Annotated in this window: 17 protein-coding genes and 1 riboswitch; of the genes, 8 read left to right on the top strand and 9 right to left on the bottom strand. The window is 41.8% G+C overall.

The genetic code is table 11. The annotated features are described in order from the left end of the window. Both FIV01_RS05465 and FIV01_RS05460 read left to right on the top strand, forming a co-directional pair. The gene (locus tag FIV01_RS05465; protein WP_152430089.1) at positions 1-1,506 is read left to right on the top strand and encodes an inactive transglutaminase family protein; all 1,506 of its coding nucleotides are present in this window, start codon (positions 1-3) and stop codon (positions 1,504-1,506) included. A 3-nt stretch (positions 1,507-1,509) separates the two neighbouring features. Beyond that, positions 1,510-2,490: an alpha-L-glutamate ligase-like protein gene (locus tag FIV01_RS05460; protein ID WP_152430088.1), complete on the top strand. Its 981-nt coding sequence runs from the start codon at positions 1,510-1,512 to the stop codon at positions 2,488-2,490. 70 nt (positions 2,491-2,560) lie between these two features. Here FIV01_RS05460 and mukB read toward each other — a convergent pair whose 3' ends face one another. Genes mukB through cmoM form a run of 4 tightly spaced genes read right to left on the bottom strand, consistent with a single transcriptional unit; the run spans position 2,561 to position 9,842 of the window. Beyond that, positions 2,561-7,015 carry a chromosome partition protein MukB gene (mukB, locus tag FIV01_RS05455; RefSeq protein ID WP_152430087.1) on the bottom strand — a complete coding sequence of 1,485 codons (4,455 nt, stop codon included), beginning with the start codon at positions 7,013-7,015 and terminating at the stop codon, positions 2,561-2,563. Continuing rightward, entirely contained in the window at positions 7,012-7,734 is a 723-nt protein-coding gene (gene mukE / locus FIV01_RS05450) for a chromosome partition protein MukE (RefSeq protein ID WP_152430086.1), read from the bottom strand. The genes mukB and mukE overlap by 4 nt, the downstream gene beginning before the upstream one ends. Then, the gene (gene mukF, locus FIV01_RS05445) at positions 7,715-9,055 is read right to left on the bottom strand and encodes a chromosome partition protein MukF (protein WP_152430085.1); all 1,341 of its coding nucleotides are present in this window, start codon (positions 9,053-9,055) and stop codon (positions 7,715-7,717) included. The genes mukE and mukF overlap by 20 nt, the downstream gene beginning before the upstream one ends. Beyond that, complete coding sequence (gene cmoM / locus FIV01_RS05440) at positions 9,048-9,842, bottom strand: tRNA uridine 5-oxyacetic acid(34) methyltransferase CmoM (protein WP_152430084.1); 795 nt, start codon at positions 9,840-9,842, stop codon at positions 9,048-9,050. The genes mukF and cmoM overlap by 8 nt, the downstream gene beginning before the upstream one ends. A 114-nt stretch (positions 9,843-9,956) precedes the next feature. On the opposite strand from cmoM, the gene elyC reads away from it, so the two are divergent. Further along, on the top strand, positions 9,957-10,775 hold the full coding sequence (gene elyC, locus FIV01_RS05435; protein WP_152430083.1) for an envelope biogenesis factor ElyC: 819 nt from the start codon (positions 9,957-9,959) through the stop codon (positions 10,773-10,775). A gap of 41 nt (positions 10,776-10,816) precedes the next feature. Here elyC and torR read toward each other — a convergent pair whose 3' ends face one another. Continuing rightward, a complete protein-coding gene (torR, locus tag FIV01_RS05430; protein WP_152430082.1) occupies positions 10,817-11,518 on the bottom strand; it encodes a two-component system response regulator TorR in 702 nt (233 codons plus the stop codon). Positions 11,519-11,716: 198 nt separating this feature from the next. Between torR and torD the strand changes: the two genes are divergently transcribed. From torD to FIV01_RS05405, 5 genes are all read left to right on the top strand, one after another. After that, positions 11,717-12,364, top strand: coding sequence for a molecular chaperone TorD (gene torD, locus FIV01_RS05425; protein WP_152431663.1), 648 nt, complete (start codon positions 11,717-11,719; stop codon positions 12,362-12,364). Between the two features lie 216 nt (positions 12,365-12,580). Continuing rightward, positions 12,581-13,588, top strand: coding sequence for an HTH-type transcriptional repressor PurR (gene purR, locus FIV01_RS05420; protein ID WP_152430081.1), 1,008 nt, complete (start codon positions 12,581-12,583; stop codon positions 13,586-13,588). A 139-nt stretch (positions 13,589-13,727) separates the two neighbouring features. Then, positions 13,728-13,814, top strand: a riboswitch (cyclic di-GMP riboswitch). Positions 13,815-14,004: 190 nt separating this feature from the next. Beyond that, complete coding sequence (locus FIV01_RS05415; RefSeq protein ID WP_152430080.1) at positions 14,005-14,598, top strand: TfoX/Sxy family DNA transformation protein; 594 nt, start codon at positions 14,005-14,007, stop codon at positions 14,596-14,598. 121 nt (positions 14,599-14,719) lie between these two features. Next, positions 14,720-15,409: a TVP38/TMEM64 family protein gene (locus tag FIV01_RS05410; RefSeq protein WP_152430079.1), complete on the top strand. Its 690-nt coding sequence runs from the start codon at positions 14,720-14,722 to the stop codon at positions 15,407-15,409. A gap of 2 nt (positions 15,410-15,411) precedes the next feature. Next, a complete protein-coding gene (locus FIV01_RS05405) occupies positions 15,412-15,735 on the top strand; it encodes a putative signal transducing protein (RefSeq protein ID WP_152430078.1) in 324 nt (107 codons plus the stop codon). Positions 15,736-15,781: 46 nt separating this feature from the next. Here FIV01_RS05405 and FIV01_RS05400 read toward each other — a convergent pair whose 3' ends face one another. The 4 genes from FIV01_RS05400 to FIV01_RS05385 all read right to left on the bottom strand — a co-directional run bounded on the left by FIV01_RS05400 (position 15,782) and on the right by FIV01_RS05385 (position 20,085). Further along, positions 15,782-16,867, bottom strand: a complete 1,086-nt coding sequence (locus FIV01_RS05400) for an endonuclease/exonuclease/phosphatase family protein (RefSeq protein ID WP_152430077.1) — start codon at positions 16,865-16,867, stop codon at positions 15,782-15,784. Between the two features lie 247 nt (positions 16,868-17,114). Continuing rightward, positions 17,115-17,768, bottom strand: a complete 654-nt coding sequence (locus FIV01_RS05395; RefSeq protein WP_152430076.1) for a DUF1826 domain-containing protein — start codon at positions 17,766-17,768, stop codon at positions 17,115-17,117. 191 nt (positions 17,769-17,959) lie between these two features. Continuing rightward, positions 17,960-18,793 carry a LysR family transcriptional regulator gene (locus FIV01_RS05390; protein ID WP_152430075.1) on the bottom strand — a complete coding sequence of 278 codons (834 nt, stop codon included), beginning with the start codon at positions 18,791-18,793 and terminating at the stop codon, positions 17,960-17,962. Between the two features lie 491 nt (positions 18,794-19,284). Continuing rightward, positions 19,285-20,085 (bottom strand): alpha/beta fold hydrolase, encoded by an 801-nt coding sequence (locus FIV01_RS05385; protein WP_152430074.1) that lies wholly within the window; start codon positions 20,083-20,085, stop codon positions 19,285-19,287. Positions 20,086-20,160 lie beyond the last annotated feature (75 nt).

The raw sequence follows: 20,160 nt of genomic DNA, 5'->3' as shown, positions 1-20,160 counted from the left end.
ATGACGTCTAAAGTCCCCTTTTATATATCTGTCGCCTTACTCATAGTGGCAGGTATTGCTCTGAGTATGTTTCGTCACCAGACATATGGTGTCCCTTGGACTCCCGGTGAAACTCGCCAGATCTGGGATATAGAAGCTCGCGTAGAATTTAATGCTCAATCTAAACCAGTTAAAGCCTCGTTAGCCATTCCTCATACACAAAATGGCTTTACTTTGATCAATGAATCCTCTTCATCCTCAGGCTATGGTGTCTCCTATATAAAGTCTGATTCAGGGCGCCGCGCTGAATGGTCAATCCGACAGGCTGCTGGAGCCCAAACGATATATTATAAAGCTCAATTTCTTGTTGATCCTCAAGCAAAAGTAAAAACACAAGCACCTACAAAGAAAATCATTTCACCAACCTTTGATGGACCTACCGAAGCCGCCGCCATATCCATTATAGAACAAGCCAATAAGAGTTCAGCGGACGATGTTACTTTCACCAGAGAACTGATTAAAATCCTCAACGATTCAGACAGTCAGAATGCGGGACTGCTACTCAATAAAATGGACAAGGTTTCTGCCGTTGATAAAGTCCTCGCCTATGCCAAAATTCCAAGCAAAATTGTTGGTGTTATCGAATTGGAGGACGGCCGCCGCCGTCAAACTATTGAGCTGATGAACCAAGTCTGGGACGGCAGTGAATGGGTCCTATTTAATCCCAAAAATGCGACTCAAGCCATTGATGAGAATATATTAGTCTGGGATGAGTCAAACGTATCGCTCCTAGATATCGTCGGTGGGCAAAATAGTCAGGTTCATTTTTCGATGATTGCTCAAGATGTCTCACCCAAGCAAGCGACACTGGATAAAGTCGAAGCGGATGGCCTGCTTAACTTCTCCATACACAGTTTACCACTTGAAGAACAAGCTATGTTTAAGACCATCATGCTTATTCCTATTGGCGCACTCATTGTGGTATTCCTACGCGTGATTATTGGACTAAAAACATCAGGAACTTTCATGCCTGTGCTAATAGCAGTGGCTTTCGTACAAACCCAACTGCTAACAGGAATCGTCGGATTTTTATTGATCGTGGGTACAGGGTTGATTATCCGCAGCTACCTTTCTAGGCTAAATTTATTGCTCGTCGCCAGAATATCTGCCGTTATTATCACCGTAATCATGATTATTTCCGTATTTACGGTTGTGGCGTTTAAGATCGGCTTAACCGAGGGACTCTCGATTACTTTCTTCCCGATGATTATTCTATCGTGGACCATTGAACGTATGTCGATTCTATGGGAGGAGGAAGGCGCTAAGGAAGTGATTCTCCAAGGTGGTGGTTCGCTTGCCACTGCGACGCTTGTTTACCTTGCTATGACCAATTCATACATTCAGCATCTGACATTTAACTTTATTGGTCTTCAGCTGATTGTATTAGCCGGTATCTTGCTACTTGGAACATACACAGGGTACCGCCTGACCGAGCTAAGGCGCTTTAAACCATTAGCGGAGGACTAAACTATGCTGTCACGATTTACTTCGCAGTTTACGTCGCCTAATAAATTACGCTCTAATGGTATTATGGGCATGAACCAGCGCAATCACAGCTACATAGGCCGATACAATGATCGCTCTAAGTACCCTTTGGTTGATGACAAACTTAAAACTAAAATCATTGCTCAGCAGCACGGAGCCACTACACCTGAGCTAATCGGTGTTATCAGCCATCAAGCGGAAGTTAAGAACATCCACAACATGGTTAAAGATTGGCCTGGGTTTGTTATTAAACCGGCTCAGGGAAGTGGGGGTAAAGGTATCTTGGTAGTCACGTCCCACCAAAATGGAGTCTACACTAAGCCCTCTGGTGCCTCTATAAACAAACAAGATGTTGAAAGGCATATAAGTAACGCATTGGCTGGCCTATTCTCACTTGGGGGAAAAAACGATGTTGCGGTTGTTGAAAATCTGATTAAATTCGATGACTGTTTTAATGGCTTTAGCTACGAAGGAGTGCCAGATGTTCGTATTATCGTATTTAAAGGCTACCCAGTGATGGCCATGATGAGGTGTTCGACCGCAGCATCTGACGGCAAAGCAAACCTTCACCAAGGTGCCGTGGGTGTGGGTATTGATATTGCTACAGGCAAAGCGGTTAGAGCTGTTCAATTCGATCATCCCATCACTCACCATCCTGATACAAGTAAAGATCTTTCGACGTTACAAGTACCACATTGGCAGCGTTTATTAACCCTTGCATCCAGTGCCTGGGAGATGACGGGGCTTGGTTATATGGGGACAGACATGGTACTTGATAAAGAAGAAGGTCCTATGGTTCTGGAACTCAATGCTCGGCCTGGGCTCGCGATTCAAATTGCAAATGGTGTCGGTCTACTCCCGCGCTTACACCATATAGAAAATTTGGGATCACCGAGAGTCTACCCAGATGCTAGCCAAAGAGTCGCCTACGCAGCCAAACAATTCGGCTCAGCCGCGCAGTTCTAGCTAAGTTTATAAAACGCAAAACAAAAAAAGCTGCTCTACTGAGCAGCTTTTTTTGACTCGGGTATAAGCGTTACTCCATGAGCGCTTCTTCTGTTTCCTCGCCCTGTTCGGGTTGGGCGAAACCTCGTAAACCAACCACATGAACATGCTCGTGATCTTTGAACACTTTACGAACCAGTTTATAGGTCGTCCCTTTTTCTGGGCTGATGTTTTCTGGAGCAGCAATAAGCAACTGCATATCTAAGCGATCACATAACTCAAACAAAGTTGAAATAGACTTAGCATCTAAACGCGCTGCTTCATCCAAGAATAATAAACGACATGGAACAATATCTTTGCTTCGCAAACGTCTCGATTCTTCTTCCCAACTTTGAACAACCATAAGCAAGATAGATTGGCCGGTACCTATTGCTTCACCAGTAGAAAGAGCACCGGATTCAGCTTGTAACCAGCCGTCAGAACCACGGCACACTTCAACACTCAATTCTAGATAATTGCGGTAATCTAGCAGTTCCTCGCCTAATACTTGCGGGCTGCGTTGCCCCATATCAATATGAGGGTTGACGCGCTGAAATAACTTTGCCATTGCCTCAGAAAATGTATGTCGAGTTGTTTCAAACAGGTCCTTGTGCTGATCTTGCTGCTGCGCTAGGCCGTCAAGTAAAACCTCATGGCTCTCACGAATTTTCACATTCAGACGTACGCCTTTAACTTGTCCAAACGCGATGTTCGATAGCCCTTGGTTGAGCATACGAATACGGTTTTGCTCCCGCTGAATGGTTTTCTTAATGATACTGGCGACCGATTCAGAGCTAATCGCCAAGCGGTTTTCACGCTGAGTTAGCTCTTCGGTTAACCTAGCTAATTCAACTTCCATCTCTTCAATCGCTTCAACTGGATCATCTGTTCGAATAATGTCTTGACGAATTCGCTCGCGCAAATGTTGATAAACAGCGATGTAAAAAAGCACTTTACGCTCTGGACGGGCATTATCTTCTGACAGACGAAGAGCATCGCGTAAGTCATCATTATCGGCAACAGCAAGACGCAAAGCACCGAGCGATTTATCCGACATAGAGCGGAGCTCATCTGCCGACAAATAGGCCAGTTCACGTTTATGTAATCGACGTTCTACGTCATTTTCACGAGCTAAGCGCAATACGGAGCACCAACCAGCCTTGGCTGCCACAACGAAAGTTCGAAACTCAACATAGTCCTTTTGAACTTTCTTAAGACGTTTTGCTAGCCCTTTCATTTCTAATTCAGTCGATGTGATCGTTTTTTCCAGTTCACTTTTTCGACTACGTGAAGTGTGCATACGTTCTTGCAACTCGTCACGGCGACGAATCGCACGCTCTTTAGCACCTTCGTCAGCGTGAACACCAAACTCTTGGAGCTCTTGCTTAAACTCTTGTACCGTTTCTTGTTTAGCTTGATGGGAACTCTTTAATGATGCCAGCACCTGATGGTATTGGTTCATTTGACCCTGTGACTGCTTTAACTCATCACGAGCACGCGTGCGTTGCCGCTCTGCTTGCACAAGCTTAGTTTTAAGTTGTTCGCTCAATTCACTACTTCTATCGAGCAACTCAATCGAGTCTGAATAAGAAAAATGATGACGACGCTCAACAAGGTCAGATACGGCGAAAATACGCTTTTTGAGCTCCTGTAATTGAGAATCTTGTGCTCGGTACTCAGCTTCAAGAGCGTCAAGTTCTTCCGGATCGACTTCAAGAGCAGACGCGACTTTTTGCAGTTGGTCGATAGACTTGGTATGACTGGTTAAAAAGCTCTTAGCGTCGGCCAATTGAGCCATTTTTTCTTCAAGATCTTCAAAGCGTAATGCCAATGACTCATCTTCAATTAACACCATGACGGGTGCCAATTTATCAAGCAAAGTGAGCGCTTGTTTGCTCGAGACTAGCTGGGCGCTATTTTGTTGAACCTTCGCATCTAAGTTTGTCAAATCCCGTACAATTTGGTTGCGCCTATCGCGAACTGCAGCTAAGGCTTGTTCTGGATCAGATTCAAAGGCTACCTGAATGTGCTGCGCGACAAATTGGTTAAACGTTTGATATAAGCGCTGCAATTTCTGTGAATCGAATGCAGCCTTGGCATGTTGCTCAACAACTTCTTCTCGTTCATCACGCAGTATTTCCAAGCGCTGCTCTCGAGCTGCTCGGCCAAACAACGGAATCTCCGGCAGACGCGAATAGCGCATTTGTCGATCGTTCATACGAACACAAACTGCGCCTTGTAACTCTTCTGCATCGAACGAGCTATCATCAAAGGCATCAATGTCACCTTCAATGACATAAAGGTCTTCAGGGCAGTCATCAAGCTCAACAAGCTTTGTTTCAATATCAGTCAGATCTGAAACAACAATCGCATGTCGCGAAGGGCCATACATGGCACTAAAATAAGGCGCATCATCAATGGTGATATCATCATAGATTTCTGATAACAATACACCGCCTAATGTATCCGCTAACCCTTTCAAACGCGGATCATTTGAGCCACCTGGTGATGCAAGCCTTTCAATCTCATTGTCCAGTTGAACTCGACGCTCACCTAGCTTTTCTTTCTCTAATGTCTGCCGCTTTTCTTGCTCCAAAACGATTTGCATATGCGACATAACCGCTTGCTTATCGTATAAGTCCGCGCCACTTTGCTCTTTAAGATTTTCTAAAGCATCATGAGCTGCGATCCAAGGAGGAGTAATCTTTTCTAAACGTTTGATCTCAGCCGACAGGTCTTGCTCACTACGACGTTTGTCAGTTCGACTCTCACGCAGTGTTTCCAACTCAAGTTCCAAAGACTCGACTTGCGCCAACTTTGCCTCACGCTCTTGTTCGAGCGTGGATTCATCCGTCAATTGGATATGGTACTGTTTATGATAGGTATCAAGCGCTTCCTTAGCCTGTTGCTGTTGACTAAGACGACGTTCCAAGTCTCGATGCTGCGCGTACCACTGCTTTTCGTTACCAATGATTTGCTCGGCATCTCTAGCTTGATTGATGAGCTGCTTAGAAAGCGTAGAAGCCTCTTTACGTTCTACGCCAGCACCCAAAATTTTTCTAACCAGTTGCAAAGCTAATTCAAATTGCTCAACCGCAGCCGATGACATATCGAGCTTGTGTTTGACAGCAAGTAAGGAGGAGGTGTTCTCAGATTCTTGATCTTTAAGGTGAGAGACAACGGCTTGAGCGCTGTCGGCGGTAAGTTCATCATCCCCAAGTAATAACTTAGCTTTTTCTAACGCTTGAACCGCTTGCTGATATTGAAGCGCTCGCGTTTGCTGAACATCTAGTGCTTGTTGATAATCAGCAAGCTGAGTTTTTAAGCTATCCACTTCTTCTTCAGCAATGGAAGCTTGTTCTTCGATGATGAAAACACGCTCCTGGGCTTCTTCCACCACCATCATCTGTTCTTCAAGGCGCTCACTGAGCTCTAGCAAATCCTCTTGATAGCGTTCAATTTTTTCTTGCTGACGAAGAGCATTTTGTACCAATTGCAGATGATCAGAGGCCGCCTGATAATCTTGCTCTAAGCCCGATTCGGTCTCAATTAAAAGCTCAAGCTCTTGTTGAACTCGGTTGAGTAAATTGTTTTGCTCAACCAAAGTTTCTCGAGAGCCGTACAGCTCGGCACGAAATGAGAGAGTTTGCTCTAATTTGCTGCGACGTTCATTAGCATGGCGCATATAGTCAGCAGCAACATAGTTAGTCGACTCAGTAATGAGGTGTTTAAATAAATCGCGGTCAGCTTGCGTTGTTTTGATAGCCTCAAGTGTCATGCGATTTTCTCGCAGTGCCGACTCCATATCTTGAAAGGCTTTCTTAACCCCGCCATTTTGAGGTAACAAGTAGTCACGCAGCGAGCGTGTAATTGCGCTAGAAATACCACCATAGAGTGACGCTTCAATCAGTCGATAAAATTTCGAACGATCGCTGGAGTTACGCAATTTTTTAGGGATAACGCCAAACTCGAACATCTGACCGTGATAGTCAACAATCGAGTTAAATACTTTAAGCTGCACCCCCTCATAGTCAGCGATACATTGCTTGATCTCATTAATTTGACGCACCCGAGCTTGGGTATCGGAAACACTTTCAATCAAGATATCGGTTGGCTTGACGTGACTTGGCAACCCTTGAATCACAAAGGGTTTGATATCAACTTTCTTATCTCGGCCAGCTACTTGCTGCAACTTAACAGCAAAAAGCAAACGTTGATTACGTGAGTTAACCACATCCAAAGCAGCGTAGCAGGCGCCAGGCTGCAATTTGCCATACAACCCCTTATCTCGAGAAGATTGACTACTGCCTGCTTCTGTTGTGTTGCGAAAATGCAGTAAGGTTTGATCCGGAATAAGCGCGGTAATAAAAGCAGCCATTGTGGTTGATTTACCCGCACCATTACCACCTGACAAAGTGGTTACCAAACCGTCGATATCAAATGTTCTGGCAAAAAAGCCGTTCCAATTGACCATGGTCAGGGATTGATATTTACCTCTTTCAATCATGCGTCACCTTCTTCTACATTGTCTGACTGATAAGACTCTTCATTTTTTTCTGTCAATAGACTCACTTGACTTGGTTCTTTGGTATGGACCACGGCTTCACCATCTCGAATCAAACGCAGTTGAGCTTCGCGAATATCATCACCGACACGGACATCAGCGCCAAAGCGAAAAACAGATTCACTAATACTAAATTTGCCCGTTTCACCGATATTGATGATCATGCCAAGGCGTCTTAGGCGACGAAGAGACGTTCGTACCTTGTCAAAAAGCTTCTCTTTATCCAAGTCTGAGCCTGTCGCTCTGTTGGTCACTAGCTTCATGAGTTTCTTCTCATCAGATAGGGCTAACAACTCTTCATAAAGCTCTTGGTTAGTAAAAATACCCTCATGAGCCAATCGCTCTGGGCTTAGGTATAAGAAACACAACACCTTACCAACCAACATGTCTAACTCAGACAAAACGCTTCGATTGATAAGAGAAGTCGAGCGAGGACGAAGATAGAAAAAACCTTCAGGTGCTTTGATAAGCTCAGTGTTGTAGCGCTGGTAGAACGAAGATAATTCAACTTCAAAGTCAGACAACAAGGCGTGATTGTCGAGGTCATCGGTTGATATGTGTCTGCCAGAACGCAATAAGCTGTCTAGCATTGGAAATAAGGGATTTGTAATCGCTTTGGCCAGTTTCTCTGGCATGTAATCATTAGTATCTGTCGATGACATTTGCTTGTACCTTTGCACCGTATTGGTTGATCGCGTGCCAATCAGGCTGGATCGCCTGATAATCGGACTCGGAATAGCCGAGGCGTACTGCTTGGTCAATGACAATACGTGCTAAATCAAAATGGTGGGTTCTGGGGTGTTGGGCTAGATAATCTTTCAATACGACACCTAAGTGGATTGGTGTTCCCTGCTCTTTGTGGACTTTTAGCATGCTACTGATGCGTTCAGACAGATCATTATTTACCTTTTGATATTCTTCATATTCCACTTCCAAAGGCACTTGACCTGTAACTTCATCATCTCTCAACACTAGGGCTTCGTCCCTAAGGTCAACCAACCTTTCTGCATCGGCGTAAGTAAGAAACCAAGGAGATTCATCATAGTCTTTGACTGACTGACGCAAACGCGTGCTGAAGGCACGATTTTTATCCATATCAATCGCAGTCCTGATAAACTTGTGCACGTGCCTATCGTAGCCGATCCATAAGTCAATCGCCTGCTGCCCCCAACTGGTTATTCGGTCCAGTTTCATTTGTAATCCAAATAACGCCTCTTCGATAAACTGCAACGATTCTTGCCCATAAACAATCTCTTGAATGTCTAAGATCTGAGTTTGCAATTCATCACTGGCCGCTTGCAGCGTGTCTTGGAGCTCGCGCAGAGTATTTGAAGTTTCAGAAAGTAAAGCTTCGCAATTATTGATGGCTTCGCGCCAATCTTTATTAAGCAGCTCAGCAATTTGAATTTTGACTGCCTGCTGCTGCTCATCCATCACTCGCTGGTTAAGATCAATTTGATCAAAAATTTCACCGACGGAGTATTTCAAGACACCAAATACATTCTTCTTCCAATGAGCAGGCGTTCCACCCTTCTGTGCTGCTTCAATCGCCTTTGACATTTCATCAGCAACCATGGATAGCTGGATTGAAAGCCGCAACTTAGAAAACTCTCGATAGCGAAGATAGTAGTCTGTCACTCCAACCGCCAACGGTGAGAGTCGATAAATACTTGCACCATCGTTAATTTCACTAGTAAAACGACTTATTAACCTCTGCTTTACCATGTCATTAATCGCATTGTTGGCTCTAAATGCTGTCGCCTCACCTGTGGATTCAAACAAACGAGTGACAATGGCAAAAGCATCATGCAATTCGCCTTCACCCAACTCTTCGTCAAATCTTTCATTACTTAACACAGCGATTGCAATCAGGAAAGCTAAACGCTCGGTCGTCAAGTTTAATGAAAAGTCGTGCTGCTTTACCCACCCGACCAGTTCATCAATTGGCTGTTCAGCAGCAGTATTGGCAAGTATCTCACCCATTATCATTCCTGTTCTTTTTTGCCCATACGTGTATGTAGCGACCCATTGATAGATAAGGTTCCTGACGACATAACTTTCTTTCAAGCGCCACTACGTCTTGCGGTTGGAAATCACCCATGTATTCCCTATTTCCAATATAATCACTAAAACATCGGATACCGGCTTTACCACAAATCTCAAAACCAGACGCCTCTATCCATCGATACACTTCCTCTGGTTTGAGTCCTCTCTGTGGCTGCAATTTAAACCTCTTTCTATGCGGCATACCATCCAATATATGTGGGATATTGCCGCACACAACATTCTTATAAACCAACCCGTGATGGTTATAGAACATGATGGATGCAGCTCCACCAGGTTTTACTTTATTCAGCAAGTATTGTAGAGCTGCTTGTGGATCGACTAACCATTCCATCACAGCATGGAACATCAATACATCAACAGATTCTTGGAGATGCTTTCCTATGCTCTGCACGGGGGAATGAACCAAACGATACTGCTTAAGCAATCCTTTTTTTTCAATCTCTTGACGAGCTAATTGCAACATTTCCGAAGATATATCACACAAAGTAATTCGATGTCCGAGTTTAGCTAGCTTTTGAGAAATTTGCGCTAATCCTCCACCAGCATCGAGCACAGAGAGACTTTTCCTGCTACCATTAATGGCGGAAAGTAATTGTTCAAGTTCTTCCCAAACAATCACTTGGCGTATTTCACCTTTATCGGACCCGTAGATATTTTTTGCAAACTTGTGCGCGATGTCGTCGAAATTGCGATCTTCAGTCACGGTAGGTTAAGTTATTATGTCTTGTCATTCTGCTATTTTGTCACATAGAAAGCAGATATAAAGAAAGATTCTCTTAAATTGAAACCAATTGGTGTTTTTTCGGACTATTTAAGTATGTTTGAGCTTAAAAAAGTGGTGTCATCACTGTTAATGCCTTTACCACTCATGCTGATGATCGGGATTATCGGCCTAACACTCATTATGTTTACTCGAAAGCAAAAAACGGGGTGTTTTGTCGTTCTCTTTTCCTTTATCGGTATTTTTCTGATCTCTTTTCAGCCTATTGCATCAAGGCTTCTTCTCCCTCTCGAACGTCAATACACCGCATTCTTTCCAGTAGATGGCACCATAGATTACGTTATGGTTCTTGGTAGTGGGCATGTGGTAGACGATAAGATTCCCCCGACTTCCGAACTCAGCCGAACCGGCCTAATGCGACTTTCCGAAGGGATAAGAGTGATGAGAATGTATCCCGGTTCAAAATTAATTTTATCTGGGTATGCTGGGGGATCTGATGTCAGCAACGCTAGGATGATGGCAAAAGTAGCGCTAGCCTTAGGCGTTGCCAAATCCGATATTATTCTGTTGGAAACTGCGAGAGATACTTGGGAAGAGGCTCGGCAAGCTGCAGCATTTGTCAAACGTAAAAAGCTCGTTGTTGTGACATCAGCGAGTCATATGAAAAGAGCACTAAATGAGTTTTACTCTGCAGGATTAAAGCCCTATCCAGCACCAACTAACTATCTAGCTCAACGCAATGTAGAACAAGTCTGGGACAAATATTCGCCCAAAGCAGTGTACCTCGAACAAACTGAAATTTACTGGCATGAAACGCTTGGATTGATATGGCAAACTCTGCGCAACTGGGCTTCAAACAATGATCACAAGGCAGGAATAGCCTCTGATAACCCTGTACCTGATGGCGACGCCTAACATTCTATGTATACCGAGCATGTCTCGGTATACTCTTTATTTTATTCTCCTGCGAACATATAACCTTCGCCATGCACTGTAACAAATAGCTGAGGGTTTTTAGGATCACACTCCATTTTGGCTCTCATCCGTCTAATGAGAACGTCTATCGTACGGTCATTAGGTGCTTCAACTCTGTGGCTGATCATATTAAGAATTCTCTCACGACTTAGTACCTGATTGGGATAAGAAGATAGCGCCACCAACAGCTCATACTCTGCCTTAGTCAGTTTCACAGGCTTACCTTCTTTTGTTAGAGAGCGCCTTGGTATATCGAATGTCCAGTGCGCAAAGCGAACTAACTTATGAGCGCTTGCAGCCGATTTTGCTTGGCGAACAGAGCCTATGCGCCAGAGTAAATTTTTGACTCGAACCACTAACTCTCTCAATTCAAAGGGTTTGGTCACATAGTCATCAGCTCCCATTTCCAGGCCAACGATCTTATCTATGTGACCAGTACGCCCAGTCACTAAAATGATCCCTATATCTGACTGGCTTCTAAGTTCACGAGTCAACAAAAGTCCATCTTCACCTGGCAGATTAATATCCAGTAGCACCAAGTCAATACTGCAACTTTTGATTAATTCGCGCATTTCTTCACCATTTTCAGCTTCAAATACTTGATAACCCTCATGCTGAAAATAGCCAACCAATTTACTTCGAGTCACTGCGTCATCTTCGACAATTAATACGTGATAACCCATCTCCACCACTACATACACCTAACCTATTGACTCGTATTCTATTCATAAGCTGTCATAATTCTAGTATTTGTGTCGGTTATAAGTGCATACGCACTCTTTTTTTGATTTGAAACAACCTAAACTACACCGAACTGATATTTTATGGATAACACAAGTTTTATCCCAGATAGCTTACATAAGTGTGGAGAATATTATCTAATGGACGACCTCAAATCCTTAAATGAGAAGCGCGCCGAAATCTATTGGTGGTTATCAAGTTTATTCGCCAAAGAACTTTCTGCTGAGATACTTGAAGAGTACCATTCGCCCCAAATTCGCTCCTTCCTAACAGCACTTGGGCAGAATGAGCAATTAAGGCCATGTACAGACAAACTAATAAATGCGCTTAATCGTATGCTCGACAGAAACAATGCCCAACTCGAACTAGCGGCTGACTTTTGTAATCTGTTTCTTAAATCCGATAAAGATTCTGCCCTACCCTACGCTTCTATCTATATTGGCGATTCAGGACTGCTCAATGACGTACCTGCCACAGAAATGGAAAACTTAATGTACCAATATCAAATAGAGGTGAATAAAAACCTTAATGAGCCGGCTGATCACATTGCTGTAGAATTAGACTTTCTCGGTCATCTAATCATTTGCTCCAACAAGCTAATGCAACCGGAGGCGATGGAAACTTCGATGCAGAAACAAGCACAATTTATTGAAACCCACCTTCTCTCTTGGATCCCCTCATTTGTAAATAAGTGTCTGAAACTGGATAACTTCGGCTTTTATGCATCAGTGACAGAAGTCACACTTGCGTTTATCAAACAGGATTACTCATATCTAAAAGGTGAGTAATTAGACACAAATATGTGATGGAAAGCCTACTAGGATTTAGGTTTTTGTTTGCCCTTACAGTGTTTGCGATATAAAATCGAGAACGAAAACGATAAAAACTGACAGAACTAGATATAAACCGCTAAATAGGGCGGTTTTTGTGTTTCTGATACTTACTGCCCACTTACACAAATTTTTGATGCAAGTTCACGGCAGTCATCGACAGGACAGAACCTTATGGCCACTATCAAAGACGTAGCACGCTTAGCCGGCGTGTCTACAACGACAGTTTCTCATGTAATAAATAAAACGCGCTTTGTTGCAGAAGCGACACAAGAAAAAGTGATGGAGGCAGTGACTGAATTAAACTACGCTCCAAGCGCTGTAGCGAGAAGCCTAAAGTGCAACAGTACCCGTACTATAGGTATGCTTGTCACTCAATCTACTAATCTTTTCTTTTCTGAAGTCATCGATGGTGTAGAGAGCTATTGTTACCGCCAAGGCTATACTCTCATACTGTGTAACACTGGTGGCATATATGAGAAACAACGCGATTATATACGTATGCTAGCCGAAAAACGTGTTGATGGCATTCTGGTAATGTGTTCCGACCTAACCGAAGAGCTTAGTGATATGCTTGACCGCCAGAAGGATATCCCTAAAGTCATCATGGACTGGGGCCCAGAAAGCTCTCAAGCCGATAAAATAATCGATAACTCCGAAGAAGGCGGCTATCTAGCAACAAAATTCCTGATCGATCACGGTCATAAAGATATCGCATGTCTTAGTGGACACTTTGAGAAAGCAGCGTGCCAAGAACGTATCCAAGGGTTTCGCAGAGCAATGAGTGAAGCTAACATAAAAATTAACGAAGACTGGATTCTCGAAGGCAACTTCGAATGCGACACTGCTGTGCTAGCCGCAGATCAAATTGTCGCAATGGATAACAAACCAACGGCTGTCTTTTGTTTCAATGATACTATGGCTCTTGGTCTAATGAGCAGGCTGCAGCAAAAAGGAATTCAAATACCTGAACAGATTTCAGTTATTGGCTATGACAATATAGAGCTCGCTGAATACTTCTCTCCACCACTTACTACTGTGCATCAACCTAAACGTCGCGTAGGTAAAAATGCGTTTGAAATCCTTTTGGAACGTATCAAAGATAAAGAGCATGAAAAGCGTGTTTTCGAAATGCACCCAGAGATTGTGGTTCGTGATACGGTTTACAATCTAAGTGAATGAATACAAATCGGCTGATAAGTTAAACTATTAGCCGAATCTATCATTTTGACACAAAATATCTGGATCGGCATCACACTTATACAATCATGATGTGATACTTACCTCAAATCTTATTTATTCTTAAATTGTTCGACTAATGCCACGAACAGGGCAAACCATCTCGAAAGAGTGGGACGCAAAGCTTCCGGCCTGACTCAGGGAACTGAAAGGTAGCGGAGTTGCCGATGGGCAATAATGCAAGCTATCATACCGTTTAAAACAATACATGGACTGGTGATTTGATGTTTCGGTAGCCATATGTGTTTGTTCTAAAAAATGTATGACTTCTTTATCAACATTTTACCTGCATTATTTTGCTAATCTCTCGGACCTGACTTTGGTGGCGTATAATAAAATATACACCGAGATAAAACAGCATGGATAAACCAATACTTAAAGAATCGATGCGACTTTTTGATCAGCTTGGTCAGATAAAATCGCGCTCAATGTTCGGCGGATTCGGCATCTTCGCAGACGACATAATGTTCGCATTAGTCGTTAACGATAAGCTGCACATCCGCGCCGATGACAAACTCGCCAATCAATTTAAAACTGAGGGTTTAACACCGTACGTATATAAAAAACGTGGGTTCCCCGTCGTTACAAAATACTTTGCGTTAACTGATAATATTGCATCTTGTGAAGAGCGAGCGCTTTCTTTAGCCTATCGCTCTCTGGAAGTAGCCAAGAAAGAAAAGACGACACAAGCTAAAGCTAGGCCGACTCGACTTAAAGATTTACCTAACCTTCGACTGGCAACAGAACGTATGTTAAAGAAAGCCGGAATCGATAGCGTCGAGAATTTAGAACAAATAGGGTCAGTAAAGGCGTTTAAGGCGATTCAAGCAACACACTCTGCGGAGGTGTCAATTGAGTTGCTCTGGGCTTTAGAAGGCGCTATAAAAGGTAAACATTGGTCAGTGATTCCTACTACTCGCAGAGCGGAGTTAGAAAGCCTTCTTAATAGCTAATCACAACATACTTTGAAACTAAGTCAGCCAGCTAGGTTGGCTTTTTTTTTCTGTTTGAAATTTTACTTCTCTTCAACTGTTCTTATTTTCATATCCCTTTACTCATATTTAGGAAGTCTCTATGAATAAAAAGCTCGTGTTAGGAATTCTGCTCGTCGGATTGATTGTGTTTCTTGGCATTAACTTTGGTCAATATCTCACTTTAGAAAATGCTAAAGCTCAACAAGCCTCGCTATCTGAGTTTATAAATAACAACTTTGCACTAGCCGCTATAAGTTATTTTCTAGCTTATGTCGCCATTACTGCTTTCTCCATTCCAGGCGCTGCCGTGGTGACGCTTCTAGGTGCGGCTTTATTCGGCTTTTGGGCCAGTCTTTTACTTGTCTCTTTTGCAAGCACCATAGGTGCGACTCTCGCCTTTCTCAGCAGTCGTTTTTTACTTCGAGATTGGGTGCAAACCAAGTTTGGCGACAAATTAAAAGCAATCAATGACGGAGTGGCCAGAGATGGGGCATTCTATTTATTTTCGCTTCGCCTAATACCTGTGTTTCCTTTCTTCCTAATAAACCTTTTAATGGGGCTAACACCAATATCTACTGCTCGTTTTTACCTAGTAAGCCAATTGGGAATGCTACCGGGTACAGCGGTTTATCTCAACGCAGGCACACAATTAGCACAAATAGAAAGCCTATCGGGTATCGTATCTGCTCCTGTATTACTATCATTTGCTTTACTTGGGCTATTCCCAGTAGTCACTAAATGGGTGATGGGAAAATTCAAAGGAGCCACACAAACTCAAAATGAGAGTTAATTTTGAAAATTTTCTCAACCGCTAATGTAATAGAAGTTCATATAGTCTGTGAACTTCTAAAATCACAGCGAATACATTGCCAAGTCAGAGGAGATGGAATCGTAGGGCTACAAGGAGAACTTCCTTTCGATGATAGTACCTCACCCTGTGTATGGCTTTTGGATATCAGTCAACATGAACAAGCGCTGTCAATAATAGAAGAGTATGAACAAAAAACACCACCAGATTTAAAATGGCAGTGCACCCAATGTGGAGAGCTCAATGAGCAGCAATTTGGGCTGTGTTGGAAATGTAGCGAGATCAATAGAGACGAATCTGATCTCTAAGAATAAAGCGCCCTCAAGGCGCTTTATACGTTTTCGCTTCAATCTATTAGGACGCACCTATCTTCTCTATTGCGAACTTCGCACTAACTGAGCGATGGTCACTGCCAAATGATGGCCCAACAATCGAGTTACCCTCAGGTACGATTATACTTCTCTTTAGTGTCTCATCTTTAATCTTGCCTTTTGGCGTAAGAATGACAACGCCATCAAGGTACCCGGTTTGCATTTCACCATTTTTCTGTCTTTTGGAACCTTGCTTGGCTTCAGCATTTAAGCCTGCTTCCCACTTATATGTATTCTCCTGTGGGGATATCATTGGCAAGGTGATTTCATATTGAAGGGGAACTCCCAGCTCAGATCTAAAGCTTTCTTTATCTTGTAATGCTCTAACTATTCGCCCATCAACTTTTCTATTTCGAGTATTAAAATCACCAGCGATAATAATATTATCTATATCAGCATGTTTGTTATTAATTTTGCATAACAAATCATTTATTTCTTTTTTTCTTTCATCTTGATCTCTTGAATCAAGGTGAATATTTACCATGGCAAATTTCATGCTGTCAATGCTTTGTATAGTGATAGTTCCACCTTTATTTGGATTATTAAGCACGTCTCTATAAGTGAACTTATCAATTATAATGGGTGCAGCTATCCCTTTTTTAACCAGTGTAATCTGAGCGGTTGACGCTGGATTGGTGAACAAGGAAAACAGTTCTTTAGGTTTGGTGACTGTCAGCATTTTTTGGGCGCTATTATAGACAATCACATACTTAGAGCCATTAATAGTCTCTCTCATTACTCCTGAGAGGTTCTTCATTTCTTCTGTAGATATAAAAACAATATCTGATGTACTAGTAAGAATCGATTCACACATTTCGCTACTCATTGTTTGGTTCGCATTATTATGAGTAAAAACTTGGATAGTATGAGCGGCCTTAGGCTTATCAAAAACACCATATTCTAAGTTGTTTAAGTGTTCTTCATTTGAATTTAATTCTTGCTCAGGCAAACAGCAGTTAAAAACTCTTTTGATATTAAAAGACGGCTGATACGAACTTTTTTCTGAGCGATTAACTCTGGCACTAGCAGAGGGTGAAAAACTTGAGTTGACTTCCATTATCATATCCATAGTTAAATCCTATCAGAGGATTATATAGACACAATAAAAATAAAACTGTGTTCATGAACCTTTATTAATTTAATTCAGGTTGAAAAAAAATAATTTTCAAACATGAAAGAATTTATTCATTGTATTTCTTTTTTGACATAAAACCTTTCCAGAGTTATCTAAGCTCACCTCAAAAAGTTGAAGTCTTTTGATAGTGTATAATGAAGGGCTTTATAAGATAATTTGCTAAAAGATAGTCACTATCTGATTAAACCATATCTAATGTCAGTAGGAGTCTAGGTTCTTGATTGAGGTTCTGAGGTGAACGATGTACCAACCCGCGACTTTCATTCCCCTCCCAGCCACTTCCCTTCAACAAAGCCACATCTCCAGTAGACAATCTGTTTATTGCCGACTGTTCACTATATAAACCAGACAAGTGATCGGGTTTCCCCAAGCTACCGGCACCCAATTTGCTGCGGTCCAAACCATCGTTTCCATGCCATTCTGTGGCAGTACCGGTATAAGTTGAAACTAAACGGCAAGGGATATGATCAACGTGAAATTTTGGACACATAGGTTCATTTATACTGGTGAGTCTTAGCCCTGCCGCACCCAAATCAAACAAACAACAGAACATATCAACGATTAACGCAATGTCTTTAGCAAGTGGCTCGGCACACTCATAGTTTGATAACTTATGCATTATCCAGTCGTCGACATTACTAGGCGTAACTGTTTGAACTAACGCCAAATTAGATTCATAAATCAACATATGCTTGATGCTATGAATCAGTTTATTAGGAAGGTCTCGTTCCCACACAGCAATGTTATGCTCATCTCGATATATTTCACTCAATACACTTGGCGATTCCGCTATAGGCATTGTTAATTCCGCTGATGTTTTCATAACCTGAAGCATGAGCTCTCCCCATTTATAAACGAACTTCCCAATTAGATGGGGTACCTAACATCAAAAAAGTTAAGTAATCACCATCAATACCGTCGCCGAATATGATATGTTATATCATAACAAAAAATCAACAACCACATTGAACAAAAGTAACTAATACTAAAAATCGACATTTTGACCTTCAGTGCCACTTACTCAGCTTATTTACATAGATGAAGTGCGCGTGTTGGAACATCAGATGAGGCAATTTTAGTTACTCCATTATCACTGCTCCATACGTACATATTGATTAGTTGAGATAGGGGTGTTTTTACATACCCTTCACTCGTTACAGACCAGTCAGGACATACGACCACAGTGCCGGGTAATTCAAGCTCGCTATTTATAAGGGTTGAAGAACTCGTAGCATGCCAATAAGTAATATTATCCAGTGGGATTTTATGATCCATGAGGACATTTCTGACATATGACTTAGTCAAAGTGCTTGAAAAAACTACCCTTGTTGGAGAACTAGAACAAGTTTTAGAACGCACAATACTATGACTAACCGTGTCCAAGTGATGCGATGTCCCTCGACCTTTAGGTAACCTTTCTGTCGTAAATATAAGGTCATATTCTTCCACTGGAGGACAGTGTTCAAGACTGAAGCTGGTAAAGGAAAGCTCTCGATAATCCAAGGCTTTAAACTCTTTCAAAATACATTCGATGACTCTAGGGCAAAATACATCTTCCACCGCAATATCAAGTCGGCGACCTAAGTTAACGCTCTTTAACTGCTCGAATAAGCTTTCATTCATGCTTAGCATCTTTTTGGCATGCTCTAAAAGAATTTTTCCGTGATGAGTCAGCTCAAAACCACCCCGTCTGTCAAAGACTTCAACACCTACTGTACTTTCAATTTTTTTTATTTGCTGAGATACCGCAGGCTGAGTCATAAATAGTGACTCAGCAGCAGCGGTTACACTACGGTATTTCGCCACTTTTATCAGTGTTAATAGGTACTTTGAATCAATAAAACACTTAGATTGATGCATAAGGTAAGTCCACCCAACTATAAATGAAGATTAAAAACACTCACTCAAAGCCAGAGCAAGTAGCAAGAAAAGCATGATGAATAAGTACAACCGCTACTTTAGTACATCAGGGTAACTAATAACCTCTAATAAACAATAAGTTAGAATTTATAGGTCATTCAGTAGAAATCATATACACATATGTTAATTTAATTACACTTCATATATAAATATCTGATATAAAAGGATTTAATTTTAGTTTTATAAAGCCAAACGAATAACATTCACACCTATTGATAAAACAAAAATTAGTATAAATGCAAGAAAATAAATATAAAAAGCTGATTATTAAGAAGAAATGGGTGGCATATCAAAGAAAATGAACTAGGTGATGAGCTTTACGAGGGCTGCGCTAGATATTAGCAGATTGATTACATCAGAAGGCAATTAGCAATCCTATAAAACGATGATCTTACTTTTAAATCATTCAATCACAGCAATGACTATACCTATCATTTATGTGAAAGTTTTTGAATAAACTCTATAGAATATTGGTTAAAAACTTCAGGCCGCTCAATATTGCATACATGGCCACAATTTGGGATCTCAAATAAAGTACTTCTGTCATGGACAGCAACCATCTCTTTGACAGGCGGCAGAAACATGTAATCCAATTCTCCCATCAAGTAGAGAGTCGGAATAGGTAACTCTTTATCTTTAAAGTAACGCATAAGAGGATTCACGTCCGTTGTTAAAATAAACCAACGTTTAAACTCCTTCTGGCAAAGCTTTTTTGCCTCTCGAATAAACAAATGACGAGATTCTTTCTGCGCTTTTTGAGGCATAACAATATAAGCGAACAGACTATACAACCATATGTATGGAACTATGTGTTTAAATAAGTTACCCAATTTAGCCAGTATCTGAGAACGAGTGTTCAGTCTGGTAACAGCACCACCTAAAACCATAGACTTAACTCTATCTGCTGACATTTCAGCTAAATTTCTTACTATGATGGTCCCGAGAGACATACCGACAAAATGTGCCGATCCTATTTTTAGATGATCTAAAACTTTTAGTATATCTGCAGTCACTGATTTAAACGTATAACGATTTGAGATCAGATCTTTGATAAGCGGACGAGACTGACCATGCCCACGGAGATCGACCAATAGCAAATTAAAGTGTTGTCGATAAGCCTTGATTTGCTTGAACCAAATAGAGGAGCTTCCTCCAGCTCCATGAACGAACACAACCCATTCATCACTTGTGGGGTGTTGGTAGGTCTTATGAAAAAGTAGCTCTTGAGTCATAGCTCAGATTAAATCCGATTATAAATTCAATTCCGTGCAATATATCACAAATGAAACCATCCATAACTCCTAAAA

The sequence above is a fragment of the Vibrio aquimaris genome, assembly GCF_009363415.1.
Taxonomy (GTDB): domain Bacteria; phylum Pseudomonadota; class Gammaproteobacteria; order Enterobacterales; family Vibrionaceae; genus Vibrio; species Vibrio aquimaris.
This window is presented reverse-complemented; position numbering and strand designations above follow the sequence as displayed.